The sequence below is a fragment of the Undibacterium sp. 14-3-2 genome (assembly GCF_016595265.1).
In the GTDB taxonomy this organism is placed as follows: domain Bacteria; phylum Pseudomonadota; class Gammaproteobacteria; order Burkholderiales; family Burkholderiaceae_D; genus Undibacterium; species Undibacterium aquatile.
In genome coordinates, this window is record NZ_JAENGS010000002.1 from 449,642 (window position 1) to 470,483 (window position 20,842).

Consider the following 20,842-nt stretch of genomic DNA (forward strand, 5'->3'; position numbering starts at 1 on the left):
TGCACTATTCTACTGCCTTCGTTGCCGTGCCTTGCTGGGGCAAATTGAGTAAGTCCTGATTATTAGATTCTTAACGTGGGCATTTGCCCATTTTTTTGAAGCAACAACTAGACGACCGGTCTAATCTTAAAAGGAAATCGTATGCTGGAAAAATTGCTCTCCCCCGTACAGGCAGGTAGCGCCTTACTGAAAAATCGCGTCGTCATGGCGCCGCTGACTCGTTCGCGTGCAGGCCAACCCGGTGACGTGCCACGCGCACTCAACGTCGAATACTATGCGCAGCGCGCCAGTGCCGGACTGATCGTGACCGAAGCGAGCCAGATTTCACGCCAGGGTCAGGGCTATGCATGGACACCGGGAATTTATACCGATGCGCAGGAAGCCGGTTGGAAAAATGTCGTCGATGCAGTACATGCGAAGAATGGAAAAATTTCCCTGCAACTGTGGCATGTTGGCCGCATCTCGCATAATCTGTTGCAGGAAAACGGCGCAGCGCCAGTATCAGCGTCAGCACTGCAAGCCGCCAACAGCCAGTGTTTCGTTGTCCAGCCGGATGGCACTCCTGCGAATGTACCGACAGCAGAACCACGCGCATTGAGCACCGAAGAAATTCCCGGCATCGTCGATCAGTATCGTCAAGCCAGCATACGCGCCAAACGCGCGGGCTTTGACCTGGTCGAAGTGCATGCGGCAAACGGCTATTTGCTGCAACAGTTCATGTCCACCAATAGCAATCTGCGTACCGATGCTTACGGCGGCAGCCTGGAAAACCGCGCTCGCCTGACACTGGAAGCAGTCGATGCGGCCATCGCTGAAATGGGTGCGGATCGTGTCGGTGTTCGTATCTCACCAAATTTTGTGGCACATGGGATTGCGGATACCGAAGCGGAAGCAACGGCACTGTATTTAGCGAAAGCATTTACCGCCCGTGGTATTGCTTATCTGCATATTGCAGAGCCAGACTGGGTCGGTGGCGCCGAACTGACACAAAGCTTCCGCGAAGAATTACGCGCAGCTTTCCCGGGAACGCTGATTTGTTGCGGCGGCTACAGTGCAGCGGAAGCAGAAGCACTGATCAACAGCGGTCTGGCAGATGCGGTGGCATTTGGCCGTCCTTATATCGCTAACCCGGATCTGGTTGAACGCTTTGCTGCTGGCGCAGAATTGAACACACCAGACCGCAGCACATTCTACGGTGGCGAAGAAAAAGGTTATACCGATTATCCGACTTTGTAATATTGCTATACCAGATCAGTTGCCATCGTATCCGGATGGTGACCGAGGGCTTCAGTGACTCATCAAAAAAGGCAGACCTTCGTCTGCCTTTTTTTTGTCTCTTTACTCCGCTTTTTATATCAGATGCTTACGATATCAAGCCACTCTTCACGCGGGTAAGATCAGTGTCACTTGCAGGCCGCCTTCCTGACGGTTGCTCAGCAAAATACGTCCGCCGTGCGCTTCAATAATTTCTCTGGTCAGCGCCAACCCAAGTCCGGTACCGTGTCGTTTCGTCGAATAAAAAGGTACCAGCGCGTTCGCCATCACGGTATCGCTCATCCCGCTACCATTATCGGTTATGTCCAGACGCCAGCCATCATGAATTGCCCGCACCTGCAAGCTGACGCCATCCTCACTGGCACCGGATTCATGCGCATTTTTGAGTAAATTCAGTAAGGCCTGTTCCATTTGCGCGCGATCCATCCGCGCCTCTTTCTGCAACACCGTGTCATGTTCTGACACCGCGAGTTGAAACGGTATCTGCGCTTGTAAAGCGGTCAGCAAATCGTGCCAGCTTACTGTGGTGTAAAGAGGAGCAGGCAATTTGGCAAAACGTGCGTAACCGTGAATAAAAGTTTCAAGATGACGACTGCGATCCGCGATTGTTTCCAGAATTTGCGGCAGACGTGTGGCATCTCCGCGCCTGAGTAGTTCCTGACCGGAATGCGCCAGCGAGGTCAGTGGTGCCAGTGAATTATTCAGCTCGTGGCTGATGACACGTATCACCTTCTTCCAGGTCTGCACTTCCTGCCTGCGCAGCTCGGTTGTCAGATGCCGCAATAAAAATAAGGTGTGCAATTTCCCGTTCAGGCTGAAACTGCGCCGCGCCAGATGATAAACCTCGTCACCGTCATCATCCTCCTCAGGCTGGATCTGCGCCGTCTCGACACAGATGTCAGCAACGGCGGCTTGCCTTTGGCTGCCCGCAGCAACAGTGAACAATCCGTCGCCACCTTTTTCTATCGCTTCCTTTACTGCCGGTGACAGGCCTTGCAAAATGTCCTGCAAGCTGAAACCTTCGAGTTGACGCCCATGATGCAGAAGCTGGCGGGCCGCGATATTCGCGAACACGATGGTTTTATTATCGGCGACCAGTAACATTGCCACCGGTGTGTTTTGCACCATGGTATCGAGCAAGAGCTCGCGCTGTACCAGATTCAGTCGCTGTTCACGCAACGTATTGCCGAGTGCATTGTGTACCTCAGCCAGTTCGGCCAGCTCATCCTTGTATGGCCAGTGCAGACTAAAAGAATAATCACCATCCTGATAACCGATGACGGTACCGTTCACGGCGCGGAATAAGGCCAGCATGGGTGCCAGTTGGCGATACATCAGCCATGCACTCAGCAATAGCATCATCAACGTGAATGCCACCAACGCCCACGCACGATAAGCGCCCGGCAAGCGCATCAGCCACACACTGCCGAGCACACTGCCCAAGATAAGCGCCCCTGCCAGCAGGCAGAATCGCCATAGCAAAGAAATGCGCCTGCTTGCCGGCACGCTCATTCCTGACCCGGTCTGGCAATGCCAAACCTGTCCATGCGCCGGTACAGTGACTGGCGGCTCAGGCCCAATGCCGATGCGGCCTGCGCGATAACGCCATGCGCCCGCAGCAACGCCGACTCGACTGCTGCTTTATCCGGCTCCGCATCGCTGCTCAGACGCAAAGCCGGTGCTGCAGGCAACCCAAGATCACCGACACCGATCTGCTCACCACGCGCGAGCAACTGTGCCCTGTGCATCAGGTTTTTCAATTCGCGGACGTTACCCGGCCAGGTATGCGCCAGCAATGTGGCTTTGGCGTTTGCATCCAGTTGTTTGTCCTTATCCAGAAACGCCTGCGCCAGCGGCAAAATATCTTCCGGGCGTTCTGCCAGCGCTGGCAAATTCAGTTGTATGACATTCAGCCGGTAATACAAATCTTCGCGGAACTGCCCAACCCGTATCATGGCCGGAAGATCGGCATTGGTCGCGCTGATGATGCGCACCTTCACCTGTTTTTCGCGGTTTGATCCCAGTCGCTGAAAACGCCCGGTCTCCAGCACGCGTAACAGCTTCACCTGCCCGGCCAATGGCAGATTGCCGATTTCATCCAAAAATAAGGTGCCGCCATCGGCCGCTTCAAATTTACCTTCGCGCGATTTTCCGGCGCCGGTATAGGCACCGGCCTCAGCGCCGAATAATTCAGCCTCGATCAGCTCGGCCGGAATCGCGCCGCAATTGAGGACGATGAAAGGTCCCTCTTTTACGCTGGAATTTTTTTGTACAATTTCTGCGATACGTTCTTTGCCCGCGCCATTGGGGCCTGTGATCAGGACTGACGCATCCGAACGCGCAACCTGGCATGCAATTTCCAACACTTTTTCAGTCGCACTATCCTGCCACACCAGTCCACACAGATTAAATTGTGTTTCCAGTGCTTGCTTACGCTGACGCTCGCGCTGCAGGCGGCGTTGCAGTGCACGATTGGCCTGCCCTAATTCGATCAGGTTACGCACCACAGTAAGCAGACGCTGGTCATTCCAGGGTTTTCCCATGTAATCTGCCGCCCCGGCTTTGATCAAACCGACGGCAGCGTCCAGATGTGTCCACGCAGTCAGCAAAATCACCGGCATATCAGGACAACGCTGGCGAATCTGACGAAACAATTCCATGCCCTCTTCACCAGAAGTCGTATCCGCACTGAAATTCATATCCTGTATCACCAGATCAATCACCTGCTGCGATAACAACGTCAGCCCGATGTCCGGTGTAGTCGCGGTCACACTCTCAATATCATGCAGCGACAACAGCACTTCGAGTGCCAAAGCAACAGCGGGATTATCGTCAATGATTAAAACTTTAGGCATGTCCGTATTAATTTTTCATTCTGGGTCACAGGGCTGCAGGCCAATCAATTCAAGGCTGTTGGCGATCAGGTGCAAAAGCATCGTCGGTATTGGCCAAAGACAGGGTGCCTGCATTATCAGATAAACAGACATCCTGCGGCAAACCATTTCATCAGACGCTGCGGGTCGCAGTTGCCGGAGCAATTCTGGCCGCCCGCCATGCAGGTGCCAGCGCGGCCACCATACCCAGCAAACAGAACAACAACGGCGACCACAACAAATAAGACAGCGGCAATTTGCGCATATCAAACTGCGTCACGAGCAATTGATTCAAGCCCAGCGCGAGCACGCATCCCAACACAATACCCAGCGTGGAAATCAACAGATTTTCAGTCAGAAAATGCATCAGAATATGCAGTCGTGTCGCCCCTAACGCGCGGCGTATGCCGACTTGCTTGGTACGTTGTGTCACCCACAGGCTACACATGCCGACGATGCCGCTGGCCGTAATCATGATCAGCAATCCGCACACCGTCAGCAACATCCAGGACAAGCCTTTGTCATTGCGGTAGCGATCTTCCCGGATACTTGTCTGCGCCTGCATCCGGATGTTTAAAGGCTCAGGAGAAGCCGCGCGCAAGGCTTTTTCCACGTCCTGCATCACCTGCTCGCGCTTACCGGCAGCGGCACGCAGGGTGTATCCGGAATAAGCATCATTCGTCATCCGTGCTGGCTGCATTACTGACATCTCGCCACGCACTCCGTCCTGCGCGCCGGCGGTCTGCAAAGTATCGACGACACCAACAATACGTACCGACTCCGCACCGTCCCCAGTACCAAAGTAAAACTCGCGTCCGGCATAACTGCTGGCATCGGGAAACAAAGCACGCGCCGTGGCTTTACTAACGATCGCAACATCAGGGCTATTCCGTGCCGTGCTCTGATCTATTTCCAGAAACTCCTCGGGCGTAAAATCGCGCCCCTCAAGCAATTGCAGCTCCCAGACCCTCACCAGCGAACCGGCAGAAATATAAATCGCAGCGTTGCCGGTTGGCGATATTTGTTTTCGATCTGCAGCAATGCTTCGGTTCCAGCCAGACTGCGACATCGGTATCGAATTCACCCGCGCCAGACTCACCAGACCCGGCACCGATTTCATCACCTGCTCTTGTCTCTTTTGTGCAGCAAGCTGCTCTTCATGCCCGCCGGATTTTTGATTTTTTACAAACAGGCTGAACACCTGCTCTTCGTGTCCGATGCCACTGGAACGCTCCGAGCTGCTGAGTCGCTGATTCACCAGATAGACGGCGTTCGACAATATCGCCAGGCTCAGGGCAATTTGCAAAGCCACCAGCAAAGGCCCCGTTTTATTTTTCAACATCGCCAGTAACACCGGCTTAAAAGGAAATAGCTGTGTCATACATCCTCACTGTGATTTCAACTGTATAGCAGGCGTAATCTGGCAGGCGCGCCAGGTCGGCAATAAGCCGGCCAACAACGCTGCGACAACCGACATGACAACGGTCAGCAACAGCATTTCCCAATCCATGCGGGCAACCGCTTTCAGATAGCCCGCCTGCAAACTGATCAGCTTCAGAAACAGTACCGACAGCAAGATACCGCTGAACGCACCGACCATACCGACAACGCCAGTTTCGACCAAGGCTTGAAAGAAAATCTGCCGACGCGAAGCGCCCAGTGCGCGGCGCACACCGATTTCTGCCGCCCGCCCGGAAAATTTTGCCAGTAGTAAACCTATCGTATTCACCATACAAAGCATCAGGAATCCCAACGCCAGCCAGACCGACATTTTTTCGTCATTTCCGACGATCTTCAGTTCCTGCAACCAGCCATGTACATCAAACAAAAGATTAGGAGCGCGCCGCTGAAAACGTCCCATTTTTTGCTGCTCGCTCACGTATGCATCCAGATACGACGCTAACTGTGCGCGTTCTGAAGCGCTGTTCATCTCAACCCAGAAAGTCAGCCAGGTACATTCGGAATCAAGCAGCGCCTGCCAGCCGGGGCCGCTTCGTTCAGTGCAGCTCATTCCGCCGGAATGCGGTGTCTGATTGCGTATCGCGCTTTCAAATGGAACGATAAAACTCTCTTCGCTCATGAATGCGCCGCCACGTCCATTGAAGCGATAAAACCGCGGTAGCGGGCGCCAGGTGTCCATCACCCCGGCGATCAGATAACTGCGTCCCCACATCGTTGCCATGCGACCTACCGGATTTTCTTTGCCAAACATTTTTTCTGATGTTTTGCGGCTCAGAACAACCACATCGGTCCCGTTTTTTTCATCTGCGACAGACCAGCGTTCGCCATATAACATCGGCACCTGCATCATAGGGAAAAAGTCGCGTGACGCAGCCATGCCCTCCACCTCTATCACACCCAGGTCTTTACGCGGCATTTCTATCAGTGCAGAAATGCCATACAAGCCGGTACGGTACTTTCCTATCGCGCTATTGAGTAAGGCATGCACATCGCGGTAACTCATCTGCTCGTCGATATAGCGGTCACCAGGCTTATAGTCATTGGCCGGGCCATTATCCAAAATAGGAATAAAAAGTTTCGTACTCTTTTCAGGTATAGGATCTGCGGACATCATGTGCAGTATCGTCAGTGTGGACACACTTGCGGCCACGCCGACCGATAAAATCAATATCATCAGTCCCGTCAGCCATGGATTTCTGCGCAGGCTGCGAAAGCCCAGCCATGAATAGTAAGAAAACATAAGCGCTCCCGTTCAGGCGTAATGAGCTGTCGTCGTCGCCAGCGATGGTGTCTGACGCACCAGATCCGCCACTTGTCCGTCGATGATGTGCACGTTGCGCTGTGCGCGGATTGCCAGTTCAGGATCATGTGTCACCATTAAAATCGTCGTGCCTCGTGCATTGATTTCTTCCAGCAATTCCATGACGCTGCGCGCCATCTGGGTATCGAGATTCCCGGTCGGTTCATCCGCCAGCAACAACTTGGGCGAGCCTGCCAGCGCGCGCGCAATCGCGACCCGCTGTTGTTGTCCGCCAGATAGTTCAGCAGGATAATGTTTCATGCGTGCGGCCAGCCCAACCTGAGCCAGCGCATCTTCAATCCGCTCCTTGCGTTCTTTCGCAGGCAAGCCACGATAACGCAGTGGAACATCAACGTTATCAAACAGATTCAAATCTGGAATCAGATTAAATCCCTGAAAAATAAAACCCAGCTTTTCATTGCGCAAACGCGTGCGGGCGTTGTCATCCAGTCCTTTGACATTCACGCCATCAAGAAAATAATCACCATCAGTCAGTTCTTCAAGCAAACCGGCGATATTCAGAAATGTGGTTTTACCTGAACCAGACGGGCCTGTCACCGTCACGAATTCACCTTCTCTGACGTGAATTTCAAAGCCGCGCAATGCATGGGTTTCGATTAAATGTGTGCGGTAGACTTTATTTAAATTCTGCATTCTTAACATCACAAACTCCTATTGATTGATGGTGATCCGTTCGTTTTTTTCAAACAGTTCAGTCCCAGAGATAATGATTTTGTCTCCGGCTTTTAAGCCACTTCTGATTTCAACTGCATGTAAACTTGTTGCGCCAAGGACGATAGGTGTGCGCACAGCGATGCCGTCGCGCAGAAGGTAAGCGACATGACCGCCATCGCTTTCAACAAAGGGGCCACGCTGCACCAGCAAAACATCCGGCTTTTCTTCGATCAGCATACGCGCTGAGACACGCTGGCTCTGCCGCAATCCAGCGGGCACCTTGCCATCAAAGCGCACCCGTGCCAGCACTTGATTTCTGACGACTTCAGGCGACATCGCTGACAAAATACCGCGTGCCTTGACGCCATTGATTTCCAGATCAACCGCCATTCCCAATCCCAGCTCTGCGACATAACTTTCCGGAATTTCCAGCTCGACTTCCAGTTGCGATAAATCGACCAGTGTCATCAGTGCCGTATTCGGTGCAACCACCGTACGGTTCGCTACTGCCAGTGTGCCAACGACACCATCTACCGGTGCGCGCAAACGCAACTCATCCACTCGTCTTTGCAAATTATCTTTGAGCAGACGTTGTTGCTGCAGTTGCGCCAACTTCGATTTCAATCCCAGATCAACATCTTCGCTTTCCAGAGAACTGGCCTGTAAAGCATGACGGGCGCGTATCTCGGCGCTTTTCAATGCATCCTGAACACGTAAGAATTCGTTTTTCTGCACCACGCCGCTGACGCCAGCTTTTTCTATGCGTTGGTATGCGCGTTCGGCTGATACACGTTCAATTTCAGCTTGCTCGGCATCACGGACCGCCAGCATTTTTTGCTTACGCGCCAGAATTTTTTGCCTGGCAATTTCCGCTTCCAATTGCTCAAGCAAGGCTTGTTCACGCTTCAACTCTGACACCAGATCGGGTGAATCCAGCTCAGCGACGACATCGCCCTTTTTTACTTTATCTCCGGCTTTCACCAGAAAACTGACGGTGCTGGCGGTGCTCGAATACAGGCTGGGGCTGTTGGCGGCCACCAGCCTGCCATTCACTGCCGCATCCCGCACCAGCGTTCCTTTGGCAACCGTCGCCATGCTCAATCTGGACATCGATACAGACTGGCTGCTTCCCATCCACAGCAATAATGCATAAACAGCGACAATGATCAGCAATAGCGCGGCAAGAATGCGCCAGAGCCATCTGGACTGCCGCCAGAACGGTAAGGCAGCAATCGGTGTGTCTTGTTGTGATGTGTCGCGTATAGACATAGTCGGTATATTTTTGAAGAGTGAAACGTGAACAAACAACGGATGAACAACGTTAAAACGAATGTGAATATCAAGTAAATGACGCGCATCTCCTCAGCGAGGAATCAGCTTATTGTCTTGCTGAAGATTTCACGGTCTATCGCGCGGCGGTTGTCGGCCGTTTGCAGTAGCGGCAAGTGCCTGCATGAAGCGGAAAAATACTGAGTGTCTGGGAAGTGTCCGGCGACTGTCCATTGTTTGTCCGGCAGCGGCAGCGCGGACAGTGTCTTCACCCAATCCAGCAGACCGAATGACCAGAGTCCGCTGGTGCGGTAATCCAAGGTCAGTCCGGCCCACGGCTGTATACGAATTTGAAATTGAATTTGAAATTGAAAGTGATCCAACGACAACTCGGCTTGCACACCGCAACCACGGCAAACGTCTGCGGTATGCAGACTGGTGATCTCTTTAAATTCGACGCGGCGGATACTCTCTCGCTGATCGGGGCTCAGCAATACCAGCGACAACAATAACAAAGCGATCGCGCACACCAACTCTGTCGATCTCTGGCACAACCAGAGCCAGCGTTGCGGCCTGACATTTGTTTTCGCTGCGTCTCTCATGATCACCTTCCTCCTCTGTGTTGCCAGAGGTATTGCAGAAAGCGTGCCACAAAACAGAAAACTTTAAGCCCTTGATTTTATTCAGATTTAATTCAACGGACCTGAATAAAAGTGATAGTCCGGACAATAAAATAAAGTGACCGGACACCTTGTGGACATTCAGGCTGCTTATGTACCTGAAGTTTTATGGCAATGACTGGAATGACCCAAAGCCTTGATAATCGGGCACTGAGCCTGCTGCGGTGCCGACGCACAGGCATCAATCAGTTGCGCCAGCATCGTTTCCATTTTTTGCAAATCCGCCAGCTTGGCGCGTACCTGATCAAGGCGCTCACTGGCAATATCCCGTATCGCTGGTTTATCGTTACTGTCTTCCAGCATCAGCAAATGCGAAATTTCCTCCAGAGAAAATCCCAGTTCCTGCGCCCGTTTGATGAAGCGGATGCGCTCGGCATCCGCCACAGGATAGGTGCGAAATCCAGAGCTCACATCGGGTACTGCCAGCAAGCCCCGGCGCTGGTAGTAGCGTATAGTCTCGACGCCCACGCTGGCGGCTTTGGCCAATTGTCCTATGGTGAATTGATCTGAAGCAGACATAAATAAAAAGTCCTTGACTCTGTTCTCAGGTACGGAGTCTATGATACAGCGGATAGTCGATTAAGGAGAATAGTCATGACCGACAAACATCAACATAGCGGCAATTGCTGCGGACAATCTGCATCAACGCCTGCGTCGTCACCGTCGTCAGCACCAGCGCCGGAAGAAAAAAAATATACCGATCCCGTATGTGGCATGCAGGTGGCGAAGAATACTGAAAAAACTGCGCGCTTCCAGGGCGTCGCCTATTATTTCTGCAGTCAGTCATGCGTGAGCAAATTCACGGCTGCACCTGAAAATTATGTCAAAGCCAAACGCGTCATCGGTATGGGCAGCGTTCCGGCAGCATCTGCTGCTTCCACATCTGCGTCTGTAACTACTGCAAATGTTGCGGCGGCGTCAGACCCGGTGGTACGTGAGGTCAGCCGTGTTAAACCAACGACTGGCAATTCCTGTTGCGGCGGCAGCCACGCGGCTCCGCAAGGCGCGCATAAAGATCCGGTCTGCGGAATGACGGTCAATGAGAATAGCCAGCATCAGTTAGTGCACGCTGGTCAAACCTATTATTTCTGCTGCGACTCGTGCAAACAGAAGTTTAGTAAAAATCCGCAGACATATTTAAATCCGGAGCAGGCACCTGCGGCAAAACCGGTTGCCAAAGATGCGATTTACATCTGTCCGATGGACCCGGAAATTGAGCAAATCGGCCCTGGTATCTGCCCTATCTGCGGTATGGCACTAGAACCGAAAGAAGCCATTATCGAGGAAGATAACAGCGAACTTCTCGATATGAGCAGGCGCCTGAAAATCAGCGTTGCCCTCAGCCTGCCCTTGTTACTGCTGACGATGGGCGACATGCTGCCCGGTATTTCTTTCCATGATTTACTGGGAATGCGTATCTTCTACTGGCTGCAGTTTGCATTGGCAACACCTGTTGTCGTATGGCTGGGGCGGCCATTTTTTGAACGGGCGATCGCCTCGTTCAAAAGCGGCAATCTGAATATGTTCAGCCTGATCGGCGTCGGCACTGCGGCGGCGTATCTGTTCAGCCTGTTTGCGCTGCTGTTTCCGCAGGCCTTGCCAGATGCATTCAAGATGGATGGCATGGCACCACTGTATTTTGAAGCCGCCGCCGTCATTATCTGTCTCGTTATTCTGGGCCAGGTGCTGGAGTTACGCGCTCGCTCGCAAACAAATCAGGCCATCAAATCTTTGCTGGCACTGACTCCGGCAACAGCCATACGCATTGCCGCCGATGGCAACGAAACTGAAATCCCACTCGACAAAGTTCAGGTCGGCGATCTGCTGCGCGTCAAACCCGGTGCCCACATTCCGGTCGACGGGCTGCTGGTCGATGGACATTCACATGTTGATGAGTCAATGATTACCGGCGAACCGATTCCGGTTGGCAAACAGGCCGGAGATAAACTCAGCGCCGGTACCATCAATCAGCAAGGCAGCTTCAGCCTGCGGGCCGAAAAAATCGGCAGAGATACGCTGATCGCGAAGATCATCGATATGGTGAATCAGGCTGGCCGTTCGCGCGCACCGATACAAAAACTCGCAGATAAAGTGGCCGGCTGGTTTGTGCCTGCAGTCATCGCGGCGGCGATACTGGCGTTTATATTATGGGCCGTCTTCGGCCCCGCCCCGGCACTGGCGAATGGCTTGATGGCAGCCGTATCCGTGCTGATCATTGCCTGCCCTTGCGCGCTCGGGCTGGCAACGCCAATTTCGGTCACCGTCGGTATCGGACGTGGCGCGGTGGAAGGCATACTGATCAAAGATGCCGAAGCACTTGAGCGCCTGGAAAAAATCGATACGCTCGTCATCGATAAAACAGGCACTCTCACCGAAGGCAAACCAACGCTACAGGAATTCATCGTGGCAGATGGTGAAAATGAAGAGGAATTATCAGCAATCGCGCTGGCGACAGAACAGCAAAGTGAACATCCTCTGGCGCAGGCAGTGGTGGATTTCATCCGCAAAAAAAATATCACCGCAGCCAGCATCAACGACTTTAAAGCCATCAGCGGCAAGGGTGTGCAGGCAACGTTCAACGGACAGCAGATATTGCTCGGCAAACCTGCGCTAATGGAAGAAAACCATATCAGCTTGCAGGAATTCAGCTCACGCATCAATGAATTACAGCAGCGTGGTCACACGGTAATGATGATGGCAATCAACGCGAAAGCAGCAGCGTTGATCAGCGTTGCCGACAGCATCAAAGCCAGCAGCCTGCAAGCCGTGCAGCAGTTACAGCAACAAGGAATCCGCGTGATTGTACTGACTGGCGACAACGCACAAACAGCGCAGGCAGTGGCAACACAATTGGGATTAAACGAGGTGCATGCAGATGTGCTGCCGGAAGACAAATTCCGTTTCATTCAGCAATTACAGCAACAGGGATGCATGGTTGCGATGGCCGGTGACGGCATCAACGATGCGCCAGCACTGGCACAGGCGAATGTCGGCATTGCTATGGGTACCGGCACCGACGTCGCGATGCACAGTGCGCATGTGGTGCTGGTCAAAGGTGATCTGCGCGGCATTGCCAAGGCTCGCACGCTGAGCCGGAATGTCATGCGCAATATCCGTCAGAATCTGTTTTTTGCGTTTGCCTACAATTTTATCGGCGTGCCAGTTGCAGCCGGCGTGCTATTCCCCTGGTTCGGCATCCTGTTAAGCCCGATGATTGCCAGCGCAGCGATGAGCCTCAGTTCGGTCTCTGTCATCAGCAATGCCCTGCGGCTGCGTTATACCAAATTATGAGAAGGGCACGGTATTGAAACAAGAATGCCTCTCACGTAATTGTTCCGCGTGATGGCGAAGTCTGCGCTAACGCTGGAGACAGGTCTGATTGATTTCTGAACCACGGTCATTTCAGCAATCACGTTGAAATGATCGGCAGACAAGTAGCATAGCGGGTAAAATGCGCCTCTGTTTTTCTACCATATCCCATGGCACCCTCGTCGATATCGATCTCATGCGACTTCCTAACCTCTTATTGCTTTCGGCTATCGCTCTGACGCCGTTTGTGACGGCAACAGAAACATCAGTAAAACTCAACGCTAGAAAAAATACCCCCAAACCAGCGAATATCACAGTCTATGCGGCAGGTGATATTGCCGATTGCAGGAAAAAGCCGGCTGCGGAATCAGTCGCCGCACGCACCTCGGATATGATCGCCAGTGCGTTGGAAAAAGACAGTAATGCCATCGTGATCACACTCGGCGACAATACTTATCCTATCGGCAAACCGGAGGAGTTCAGCGATTGTTATGAACCAACCTGGGGACGCTTTAAAGAGCGCACGCTGCCATCGCCGGGCAATCATGAATATGGCATGCCGAAAGCACTGGGCTATTACAATTATTTCGGTGAGATCGCCGGGCCAGAGCGGCGCGGCTATTATGCGAAGCACGCAGGTGCATGGCAGATACTCTCGCTCAACAGTAATCTTGATCCTGCACAGATGGAGAAGCAGGTGAGTTGGCTGAAAGAAGAACTCAGTCATAGCAAACAAACGTGCACACTGGCGTTCTGGCATCACCCTGCCTACAGCTCTGGAGGACACGGCAACAACCCGCACATGCACAGCATCTGGAAAATTCTGGCGGCGGCCAAAGCCGACATCGTACTTACGTCGCACGATCACGATTACGAACGCTTTGCGCCACTTGATGGCAACGGCGACAGGGACGATAAAAATGGTATCCGCAGTTTCGTCGTTGGTACTGGTGGCGCTAAACTGACACCGATGTTTCTACCGAAAGCGGCAACCGAAATCCGCGACAACAATACGCATGGCGTGTTGAAACTGACGCTGCAGGAAAAATCCTATGAGTGGGAATTTCTGCCAGTTCAGGGGAGCAACTTCAGCGATAAAGGCAAGGGAAGCTGCCACTAAGATTTCACACTTAGTCTCAACAATAATGCGGCTTAGCGAGGTATTCTGCCTGCTAAGCCGCATTTTTATTCAGTCTTGCAAACGAATTTAATGATTACTGCTCTGCCGTAATCCTGCGTATACGCCAGCGGTGATATTCCTCATTTCAAAATCAATTCCGAACCGGCATTTTTTTAGGACTATACTTAACTACGGCTCAACGACTTGGTGCGTTTTATCTGATTCATCGCACAAGTTGTCCCTTCCCGCGTCCGCCAGACGCATTACGGAGTCGTCATGCATATTGAAGAAACACTGAGACTTGATTTTAAAGACGTGTTGATCCGTCCCAAGCGCTCTACCCTTACATCCCGCGCCCAGGTTGATTTAAACCGGGAATTCGTCTTTCACCATTCCGGCAAAACCTACAACGGTATTCCGATTATCGCTGCCAACATGGATTCCACCGGCACCATAGAAATGGCGCGGGCACTGGAAGGCCATCAGTTATCCGTCGCCTTGCACAAGCACTACGACGAAGACACACTGGTCAGCTATTTCTCGACGCTGGAAAAAAAATCGACCGCGTTTTTTTCGATGGGCATTACACAAGCTGATTTTGAAAAATTTTCAGCTGTCATGGCTCGCGCAAAAAATGCGATTGAATACGTCTGCATCGATGTGGCGAATGGCTATACCGAAGGTTTCATTAATTTCGTAAAAAAGGTACGCGCCACTTACCCTCATCTGACCATCATGGCGGGTAATGTCGTGACGGGTGATATCACAGAAGAATTAATCCTTGCCGGCGCTGATATTGTCAAAGTGGGCATAGGCCCAGGCTCCGTTTGCACCACCCGCAAAATGACAGGTGTTGGTTATCCGCAACTATCGGCGATTATCGAATGTGCCGATGCCGCACATGGTCTGGGTGGGCAAATTTGTGCCGATGGCGGCTGCGTTGTTCCCGGTGATCTGGCAAAAGCATTCGGCGGTGGTGCCGATTTCATCATGCTCGGAGGCATGCTGGCCGGCCACGATGAATGCAGCGGTGATCTGGTCGAGCGGGACGGCCGACAATTTAAACGCTTTTACGGCATGAGCAGTCGCGCTGCGATGGACAAGTATGCGGGCGGCGTTGCGAAATATCGTGCGTCGGAAGGAAAAGAAGTATTGATTCCCTACCGTGGCCCGGTAGAAGCCAGCCTGCAGGATATCCTTGGCGGCGTGCGCTCTGCCTGCACCTATGTCGGCGCACATAAACTCAAAGAGCTGACTAAACGCACCACCTTTATCCGGGTCACTCAGCAACTCAACGAAGTATTCGGTAAATCCTGATACCTGCCTCACCTTCTCTTGCCACGCAACACTGCAAGGCAAGAGAAGCGTCATCCACGCTGATTTATAGCGCACAACAGCAGTAATTCAGCACTAATCAAGTGCATAACACCCGCGTCCGCTGATGATGGTTACCGGTAAACATCCTATTCAAGTCTGGAAACAGCCTGATTTTTAAAAGATGTCCGCTGGCACAATTCCTGCTGTGATTTTTTTCAAAACAATAGTGACATTGAAAGAAGTCATCACAAAAATATTGCTATAGAAATTATTCCATGTCAGGATAGGAATATATCTTTTATACAATTAACTTCCAATTGAACTGAATTTTCTTTTGCGAAAAATATAAAAAGCCGGGTGATATCGGCACAAAGCACTAAAAGATATTGATGCAGCAACCGATTTGTATAGGGAGAAATATGAATAAGGTAGTTCAACAACCAGCGCATAAACGCCGCACGTCTGCGTTCGCCATACTTTGTACAGGTGTATTGGTTACGGCATGTTCCAAGACACCGCCACCAGAAGAAGCACCCAAGGAAACCGCTGCATCCGCCGCCTCAGGTGAAATGCCGACAGGTCTGGTCAAAAATCCCGTCAATCACGGGCATGTCGCAGACGTAACAAAATGGATGGATCAGGCATCCAACAAAACGGCGGCACAAATCGCGCAGGAAGAAAAACTGCTGAAAGAAGCCAAAGAAAAAGAAAAAGAGAAGCAGGCACTGGAAGCAAAACGCGCACAGGAAAGCAAAGCACCGCCAGCTAAACCTTCACCTGTTGCACGGGAAGTCTTGGCCGCCGCCTCGACCCCAGCTCCCGCACCGGCACCTGTCGTGACGAAACCGGTAGAAGCAGCCCCGGTTGTCGCTGCCGCCCCGGCTCCGGTTGTTGCAAAAGCAGCAGAGCCAGAGCGCATCGTATTAAAACTGCTGAACAGTGTTCAACCGAAATACCCTGCAAGTGCGGCACGCGCCGGAGTGACTGAAGGTGTGGTCAGCGCCAAAATTCATGTCGAACCGGATGGCAAAGTGTCACAGGTGGAGATTTTGAAAGCGCGCCCACCCAGGCATTTTGATAAAGAAGTTATTGCAACAGTGATGCAGTGGAAATACGCACCGATATCGAGAGCGCAGACAACGGTCACCGAGTTTAATTTCAAAATAGACTAGGCCTCTGCACGGCAAATATGCCGCTCTGCTAAACCGCTCTGCTAAATATTAAAAAGCCCTGATCGCTTCACGCTGATCAGGGCTTTTTGATGTTGGATGATAAAGATGGATTATTGCTTGTGATTACTGGTTGCTGACCAGACCCAGTTCAGGACCAGACATCAGTTTTTCAATATCCAGCAAAATAATCATACGGTCATCAATGTCGCCAAGACCAACCAGATAATCTGAGGAAAACGTTGTCCCCATATCTGGCGGCGGTTTGATTGCCGAGGCTGGCAAGGTCACAACGTCAGACACACTGTCAACGATCATTCCTATGACATGCCCGTCGATGTTGAGCACGATCACCACAGTCGAAGCGTCAAACGTCGCCTCTCCGGTCGCGAAACGCAAACGCATGTCTATTACGGGGACAATGACGCCGCGTAAATTCATTACGCCTTTCAGGTATTCCGGCGCATTTGCAATCCGCGTCAGTGCTTCAAAATTACGAATTTCCTGGGTCAGTAAAATCGGAATACCGTATTCCTCGGAGCCCAATCGAAAAGCAAGAAATTCCTGATCTTTCTGGATCGCCTGACGATCATCAGAATCTGCTGTTGTTGCGCTAAGTTCAGCAACGCTCATTGTTCTGTTCCTTAAAAAAAATTTAAAACAAAAGACGTCAAGGTGTTTATCTGCCTGCGTTCTGATGAGATTAAATTCAGATGAGTTTAAGACGACGTGATGTATCGCCGCACACCACTCTCGTCAAAATATTTCCTTAAGGCACTAATTTTACTTGATTTATGCTTGTTCAAGCGGCTTTTAACTTATTTTTCAAGCTGCGCTAATTGACGCAGAACATGCGCTGCCGCCATTAAACCGAACGATGCCGTCACCACTACAGAAGAGCCAAAACCAGCGCAGTTCAGGCCGCTTATACCATTGGTGCTGCCAGCGCTGTCAGTACTGCTGGCATCAACCTCACACGCCTCAGCCGTTTCCGGCATCGTCAATGCTTCCATAGAAAACACCGCGTCGATACCGAATTTACTTTTTGTTCCACGCGGAAAACCGTGATTCTGTCGTAAGCGCTTGCGCACCAGCGCCAGCAAGGGTTCCTGCTCGGTGCGCGATAAATCACGGATTTCTATCTTGCATGGATCAGTCTGTCCGCCGGCTGCGCCTATCGTGATCAAAGGAATCGCGTGTTGACGACAATAAGCGATCAAGGCCGTTTTTGCCTTAACGTTGTCAATTGCATCAATCACATAATCAAAACCATGCTGTCCCAGCATCGCGTCAAGGTTGTCCGACGTCACAAAATCTTCAACCTCGGTCACCTGACAAAAAGGATTGATTAAGGCTATCCGCTCCGCTAAGGCAGTCACTTTGGCTTTCCCCAGAGTGTCACTGGTCGCCTGTATCTGGCGATTAACATTGGATTCGGCAACGTTATCGAGATCGATCATCGTGATACGCCCGATAGCACTGCGGGCAAGCGCTTCCACAACCCATGAACCGACGCCGCCGACACCGATCACGCAGACGTGAGCGGTCGTAAAACGTGCCAGAGCATTACTGCCATACAGTCGTGCAATACCGCCAAAACGACGATCAAAATCAATGTCAGAATCTTGTTGCATAATAAGAGGAAATTTAAATTCAGGCGCCATTTTACAAGACCACGGTTGATGTGTCGCAAGCAGGTCTACAATGGGTATTGCATAATGACGATCAACATCTCCAGAAGGAGTCTGCATGAACAGCTTATTTGACAGTGCGCCCGGCTTTGATCAGCCACTCGCCGTTCTTAAACATTGCCACGACCGTATCCGCAAACAACTTGCAACGATGGATAAACTGGTAGTGCATCTGAATGACGTTGGTATTGATGAAAATGCGCAGCAAGCGGCGAAAGCCGTTTTGCGGTACTTCAATAAAGCAGCGCCTCTGCATCATGAAGATGAAGAAATTGATTTACTGCCAGAGTTGCAAGCGACCGCCACCGGTGAGGATGCGAGTCTGTTAGCCGTATTACTGACAGACATCTTGCAGCAGCATCAGCAAATGGCAGCGCAGTGGAAAGTACTGGGCGCTCAGTTGCAGGCAATTGAAGATGGCACAGGAACTGATTTATCGGCTGCAGAGGTTGAGGATTTTGCAGCACTGTATGCCAAACATATGCAAATTGAAGAAGGCCAGATCGCACCAATGGCGCAGCGTTTATTCAGTGCTGCACAGATGCAAAAGTTAGGTGCGGCGATGCAGGCGCGCCGGGGCATCAGCGCCTAGCGCCAGAACCCGGACTGTGCCGCCATAACGTCAGCCGTAATTACAGACAACCCATTTTGTTTTTAAAGGAATCGTATGTCTATCGCCCATCTCCGCAAGGATTATCAACAAGCCAGCCTGACCGAATCAGACGTCGCCGCTGATCCGATTGAACAGTTTGGCGTCTGGTTTGATCAGGCATTAAAAGCGGATGCTGCTGAAGCAAACGCCATGAGCTTATCCACTGTCAATGATGACGGACGCCCAACATCCCGCATCGTGCTGATTAAGGAGTTTGATCAGCGTGGCTTTTGCTGGTTCACCAATTATGACAGTGCGAAAGGTAAGGATCTGGCAGCTAATCCCTACGCGGCCTTGTTATTTTTCTGGTCTGCTCTGGAACGTCAGGTCCGCATTGAAGGTCGCATAGAAAAAGTGTCTTCCGAAGAAAACGATGCATATTTTTATAGTCGCCCTTTAGGCAGCCGCCAGAGCGCCAATGCATCAGCCCAGAGCCAGACAATTGCCAATCGCGATCTGCTGGAACAGCAGTTAGCCAGCGTTGTCGGTACATTTGGCGACCAGCCACCGCGCCCAGAACATTGGGGCGGTTACCGTCTGGTACCGGAAAAAATCGAATTCTGGCAAGGCCGCAGTTCACGTCTGCATGATCGTATCGTCTACACCCGTAATGCAGATGGCAGATGGAGTATCGGCCGCTTGCAGCCTTAATCAGCTCTCTCGCTTTCTGCTGCGCCGTCTTATATGGCGCGTACAAATCCCCCGTCGCTATTTGCCTGGCCGGGGGATTTTCTTTACCTCGCACGTGCTTTCAAAAACCCGTAGACCGCGGCGTCAGATCACGTCATCAAGTCATCACACTGCACTGTTATGCTGAATGATCGTTTCCGATCAGTTCAAATTCATGCGAAAAAAAATCTTGTTGCTCAGCGTTTCTGCGGGGAGCGGGCATAAACGGGCCGCAGAAGCGCTGCTCGCCTGTGCCTTGGCAGGCGACGAAGAAGCGGAAATACGCCATCTGGATGTGATGGATTTTGTTACCGCCGGATTTCGCAAGATCTATACCGATTTCTACATCCGACTCGTCAACCGCGCTCCGCTGCTATGGGGCTATCTGTATCATGCAAGTAATAGCGCGCAGGCCAACGGCTTCCTCGAAAAACTACGCCGTGGCGTGGAAAGACTGAATGCCCGCCCGCTGAAAAAAATGCTGACCGGATTTCAGCCCGATGCGATTATCTGCACACATTTCCTGCCGGCAGAAATGCTGTCGCATCTGATACGAAAATCGGAACTCAGCTGCCCGGTGTGGGTACAAGTCACTGATTTCGACTTACACCGCATGTGGGTGCATGACAATATGGCAGGCTATTTCGCCGCTAATGCCGAAGTCGCTGAACGCATGCGCCAGAATGGCATTCCTGCGCAAAAAATACATGTCACCGGCATTCCTGTGATGCCGGGCTTCACGCAACGGCATGATCGCCGCACCTGTGCCGCGGAGTATGGACTGGATCCGCACAAACCAACGGTTTTGCTGATGGGCGGCGGTGCCGGTGTCGGCGATCTCGACAAACTGGCTGCGCACTTATTGCGCTTAGAGACGCCGTTTCAACTGATAACACTGGCAGGAAATAACACGCAGATGCTGCATAAAATGCAGGCGCTGGCACAGCATTATCCTGGCAAGCTGCTGCCACTCGGATTCAGTAACAAGGTTGAACGTCTGATGGCTTGTGCGGATCTGGTCATTACCAAGCCTGGTGGCCTCACTACCTCGGAATGTCTTGCCAGTGGCGTGGCGATGATCGTGACATCCCCGATTCCCGGACAGGAAGAAAGGAATGCCGACTTCTTACTCGAACAAGGCGTCGCACTGAAAGCCCACGACCATATCAGCCTTGCCTACCGTCTGAATGTACTACTCAGCCAGCCCGAAAAATTACATGAAATGCGCCGCAAAGCGCTCGCCTTAGGCAAGCCACATGCTGCAGCCGATGTCTTAACACAAGTATTCGGACGGCAAGAGGCAAACACGATGCAAACAGCAAGCTAATGCTGAGCAATCAAGCAACAACTCCCGGACCAGCACGTCATTCACACTTACTTCA

18 protein-coding genes are annotated in these 20,842 nt (G+C 51.9%); 8 read left to right on the top strand and 10 right to left on the bottom strand.

What is annotated here, in order from left to right:
- Nucleotides 1-141: 141 nt before the first annotated feature.
- The gene (locus tag Undi14_RS06510) at nt 142-1,236 is read left to right on the top strand and encodes an alkene reductase (protein WP_200178779.1); all 1,095 of its coding nucleotides are present in this window, start codon (nt 142-144) and stop codon (nt 1,234-1,236) included.
- A 147-nt stretch (nt 1,237-1,383) separates the two neighbouring features.
- On the opposite strand, the gene Undi14_RS06515 is transcribed toward Undi14_RS06510, so the two are convergent.
- The 8 genes from Undi14_RS06515 to Undi14_RS06550 all read right to left on the bottom strand — a co-directional run bounded on the left by Undi14_RS06515 (nt 1,384) and on the right by Undi14_RS06550 (nt 10,052).
- Nucleotides 1,384-2,757 carry a PAS domain-containing sensor histidine kinase gene (locus Undi14_RS06515; RefSeq protein ID WP_234030449.1) on the bottom strand — a complete coding sequence of 458 codons (1,374 nt, stop codon included), beginning with the start codon at nt 2,755-2,757 and terminating at the stop codon, nt 1,384-1,386.
- 26 nt (nt 2,758-2,783) lie between these two features.
- On the bottom strand, nt 2,784-4,130 hold the full coding sequence (locus Undi14_RS06520) for a sigma-54 dependent transcriptional regulator (RefSeq protein WP_200178782.1): 1,347 nt from the start codon (nt 4,128-4,130) through the stop codon (nt 2,784-2,786).
- 151 nt (nt 4,131-4,281) lie between these two features.
- Complete coding sequence (locus tag Undi14_RS06525; RefSeq protein WP_200178783.1) at nt 4,282-5,529, bottom strand: ABC transporter permease; 1,248 nt, start codon at nt 5,527-5,529, stop codon at nt 4,282-4,284.
- A gap of 6 nt (nt 5,530-5,535) precedes the next feature.
- The gene (locus tag Undi14_RS06530; RefSeq protein WP_200178784.1) at nt 5,536-6,849 is read right to left on the bottom strand and encodes an ABC transporter permease; all 1,314 of its coding nucleotides are present in this window, start codon (nt 6,847-6,849) and stop codon (nt 5,536-5,538) included.
- Nucleotides 6,850-6,861: 12 nt separating this feature from the next.
- On the bottom strand, nt 6,862-7,572 hold the full coding sequence (locus Undi14_RS06535; protein ID WP_200178785.1) for an ABC transporter ATP-binding protein: 711 nt from the start codon (nt 7,570-7,572) through the stop codon (nt 6,862-6,864).
- 9 nt (nt 7,573-7,581) lie between these two features.
- On the bottom strand, nt 7,582-8,853 hold the full coding sequence (locus tag Undi14_RS06540; RefSeq protein WP_200178786.1) for an efflux RND transporter periplasmic adaptor subunit: 1,272 nt from the start codon (nt 8,851-8,853) through the stop codon (nt 7,582-7,584).
- Between the two features lie 104 nt (nt 8,854-8,957).
- Complete coding sequence (locus Undi14_RS06545) at nt 8,958-9,455, bottom strand: hypothetical protein (protein ID WP_200178788.1); 498 nt, start codon at nt 9,453-9,455, stop codon at nt 8,958-8,960.
- 168 nt (nt 9,456-9,623) lie between these two features.
- Nucleotides 9,624-10,052, bottom strand: a complete 429-nt coding sequence (locus tag Undi14_RS06550) for a MerR family transcriptional regulator (protein WP_200178790.1) — start codon at nt 10,050-10,052, stop codon at nt 9,624-9,626.
- Nucleotides 10,053-10,127: 75 nt separating this feature from the next.
- Here Undi14_RS06550 and Undi14_RS06555 point away from each other — a divergent pair, with 75 nt between their 5' ends.
- The 4 genes from Undi14_RS06555 (at nt 10,128) to Undi14_RS06570 (ending at nt 16,451) form a co-directional block, all read left to right on the top strand.
- Nucleotides 10,128-12,824, top strand: coding sequence for a heavy metal translocating P-type ATPase (locus tag Undi14_RS06555; protein ID WP_200178792.1), 2,697 nt, complete (start codon nt 10,128-10,130; stop codon nt 12,822-12,824).
- Nucleotides 12,825-13,038: 214 nt separating this feature from the next.
- Nucleotides 13,039-13,962 carry a metallophosphoesterase gene (locus tag Undi14_RS06560; RefSeq protein WP_200178794.1) on the top strand — a complete coding sequence of 308 codons (924 nt, stop codon included), beginning with the start codon at nt 13,039-13,041 and terminating at the stop codon, nt 13,960-13,962.
- Nucleotides 13,963-14,238: 276 nt separating this feature from the next.
- Nucleotides 14,239-15,279: a GMP reductase gene (locus tag Undi14_RS06565; RefSeq protein WP_200178796.1), complete on the top strand. Its 1,041-nt coding sequence runs from the start codon at nt 14,239-14,241 to the stop codon at nt 15,277-15,279.
- Nucleotides 15,280-15,698: 419 nt separating this feature from the next.
- Nucleotides 15,699-16,451, top strand: a complete 753-nt coding sequence (locus tag Undi14_RS06570) for an energy transducer TonB (protein WP_200178798.1) — start codon at nt 15,699-15,701, stop codon at nt 16,449-16,451.
- Between the two features lie 123 nt (nt 16,452-16,574).
- Here Undi14_RS06570 and Undi14_RS06575 read toward each other — a convergent pair whose 3' ends face one another.
- Both Undi14_RS06575 and tcdA read right to left on the bottom strand, forming a co-directional pair.
- Nucleotides 16,575-17,081, bottom strand: coding sequence for a chemotaxis protein CheW (locus Undi14_RS06575; RefSeq protein WP_200178800.1), 507 nt, complete (start codon nt 17,079-17,081; stop codon nt 16,575-16,577).
- A gap of 185 nt (nt 17,082-17,266) precedes the next feature.
- Nucleotides 17,267-18,082: a tRNA cyclic N6-threonylcarbamoyladenosine(37) synthase TcdA gene (gene tcdA, locus Undi14_RS06580; protein ID WP_200178802.1), complete on the bottom strand. Its 816-nt coding sequence runs from the start codon at nt 18,080-18,082 to the stop codon at nt 17,267-17,269.
- A 115-nt stretch (nt 18,083-18,197) separates the two neighbouring features.
- Here tcdA and Undi14_RS06585 point away from each other — a divergent pair, with 115 nt between their 5' ends.
- From Undi14_RS06585 to Undi14_RS06595, 3 genes are all read left to right on the top strand, one after another.
- Nucleotides 18,198-18,731, top strand: coding sequence for a hemerythrin domain-containing protein (locus tag Undi14_RS06585; RefSeq protein ID WP_200178804.1), 534 nt, complete (start codon nt 18,198-18,200; stop codon nt 18,729-18,731).
- A gap of 75 nt (nt 18,732-18,806) precedes the next feature.
- Nucleotides 18,807-19,442, top strand: a complete 636-nt coding sequence (pdxH, locus tag Undi14_RS06590; protein ID WP_200178806.1) for a pyridoxamine 5'-phosphate oxidase — start codon at nt 18,807-18,809, stop codon at nt 19,440-19,442.
- Nucleotides 19,443-19,635: 193 nt separating this feature from the next.
- Nucleotides 19,636-20,787 (top strand): glycosyltransferase, encoded by a 1,152-nt coding sequence (locus tag Undi14_RS06595; RefSeq protein ID WP_200178808.1) that lies wholly within the window; start codon nt 19,636-19,638, stop codon nt 20,785-20,787.
- The last annotated feature ends 55 nt before the right edge of the window (nt 20,788-20,842 follow it).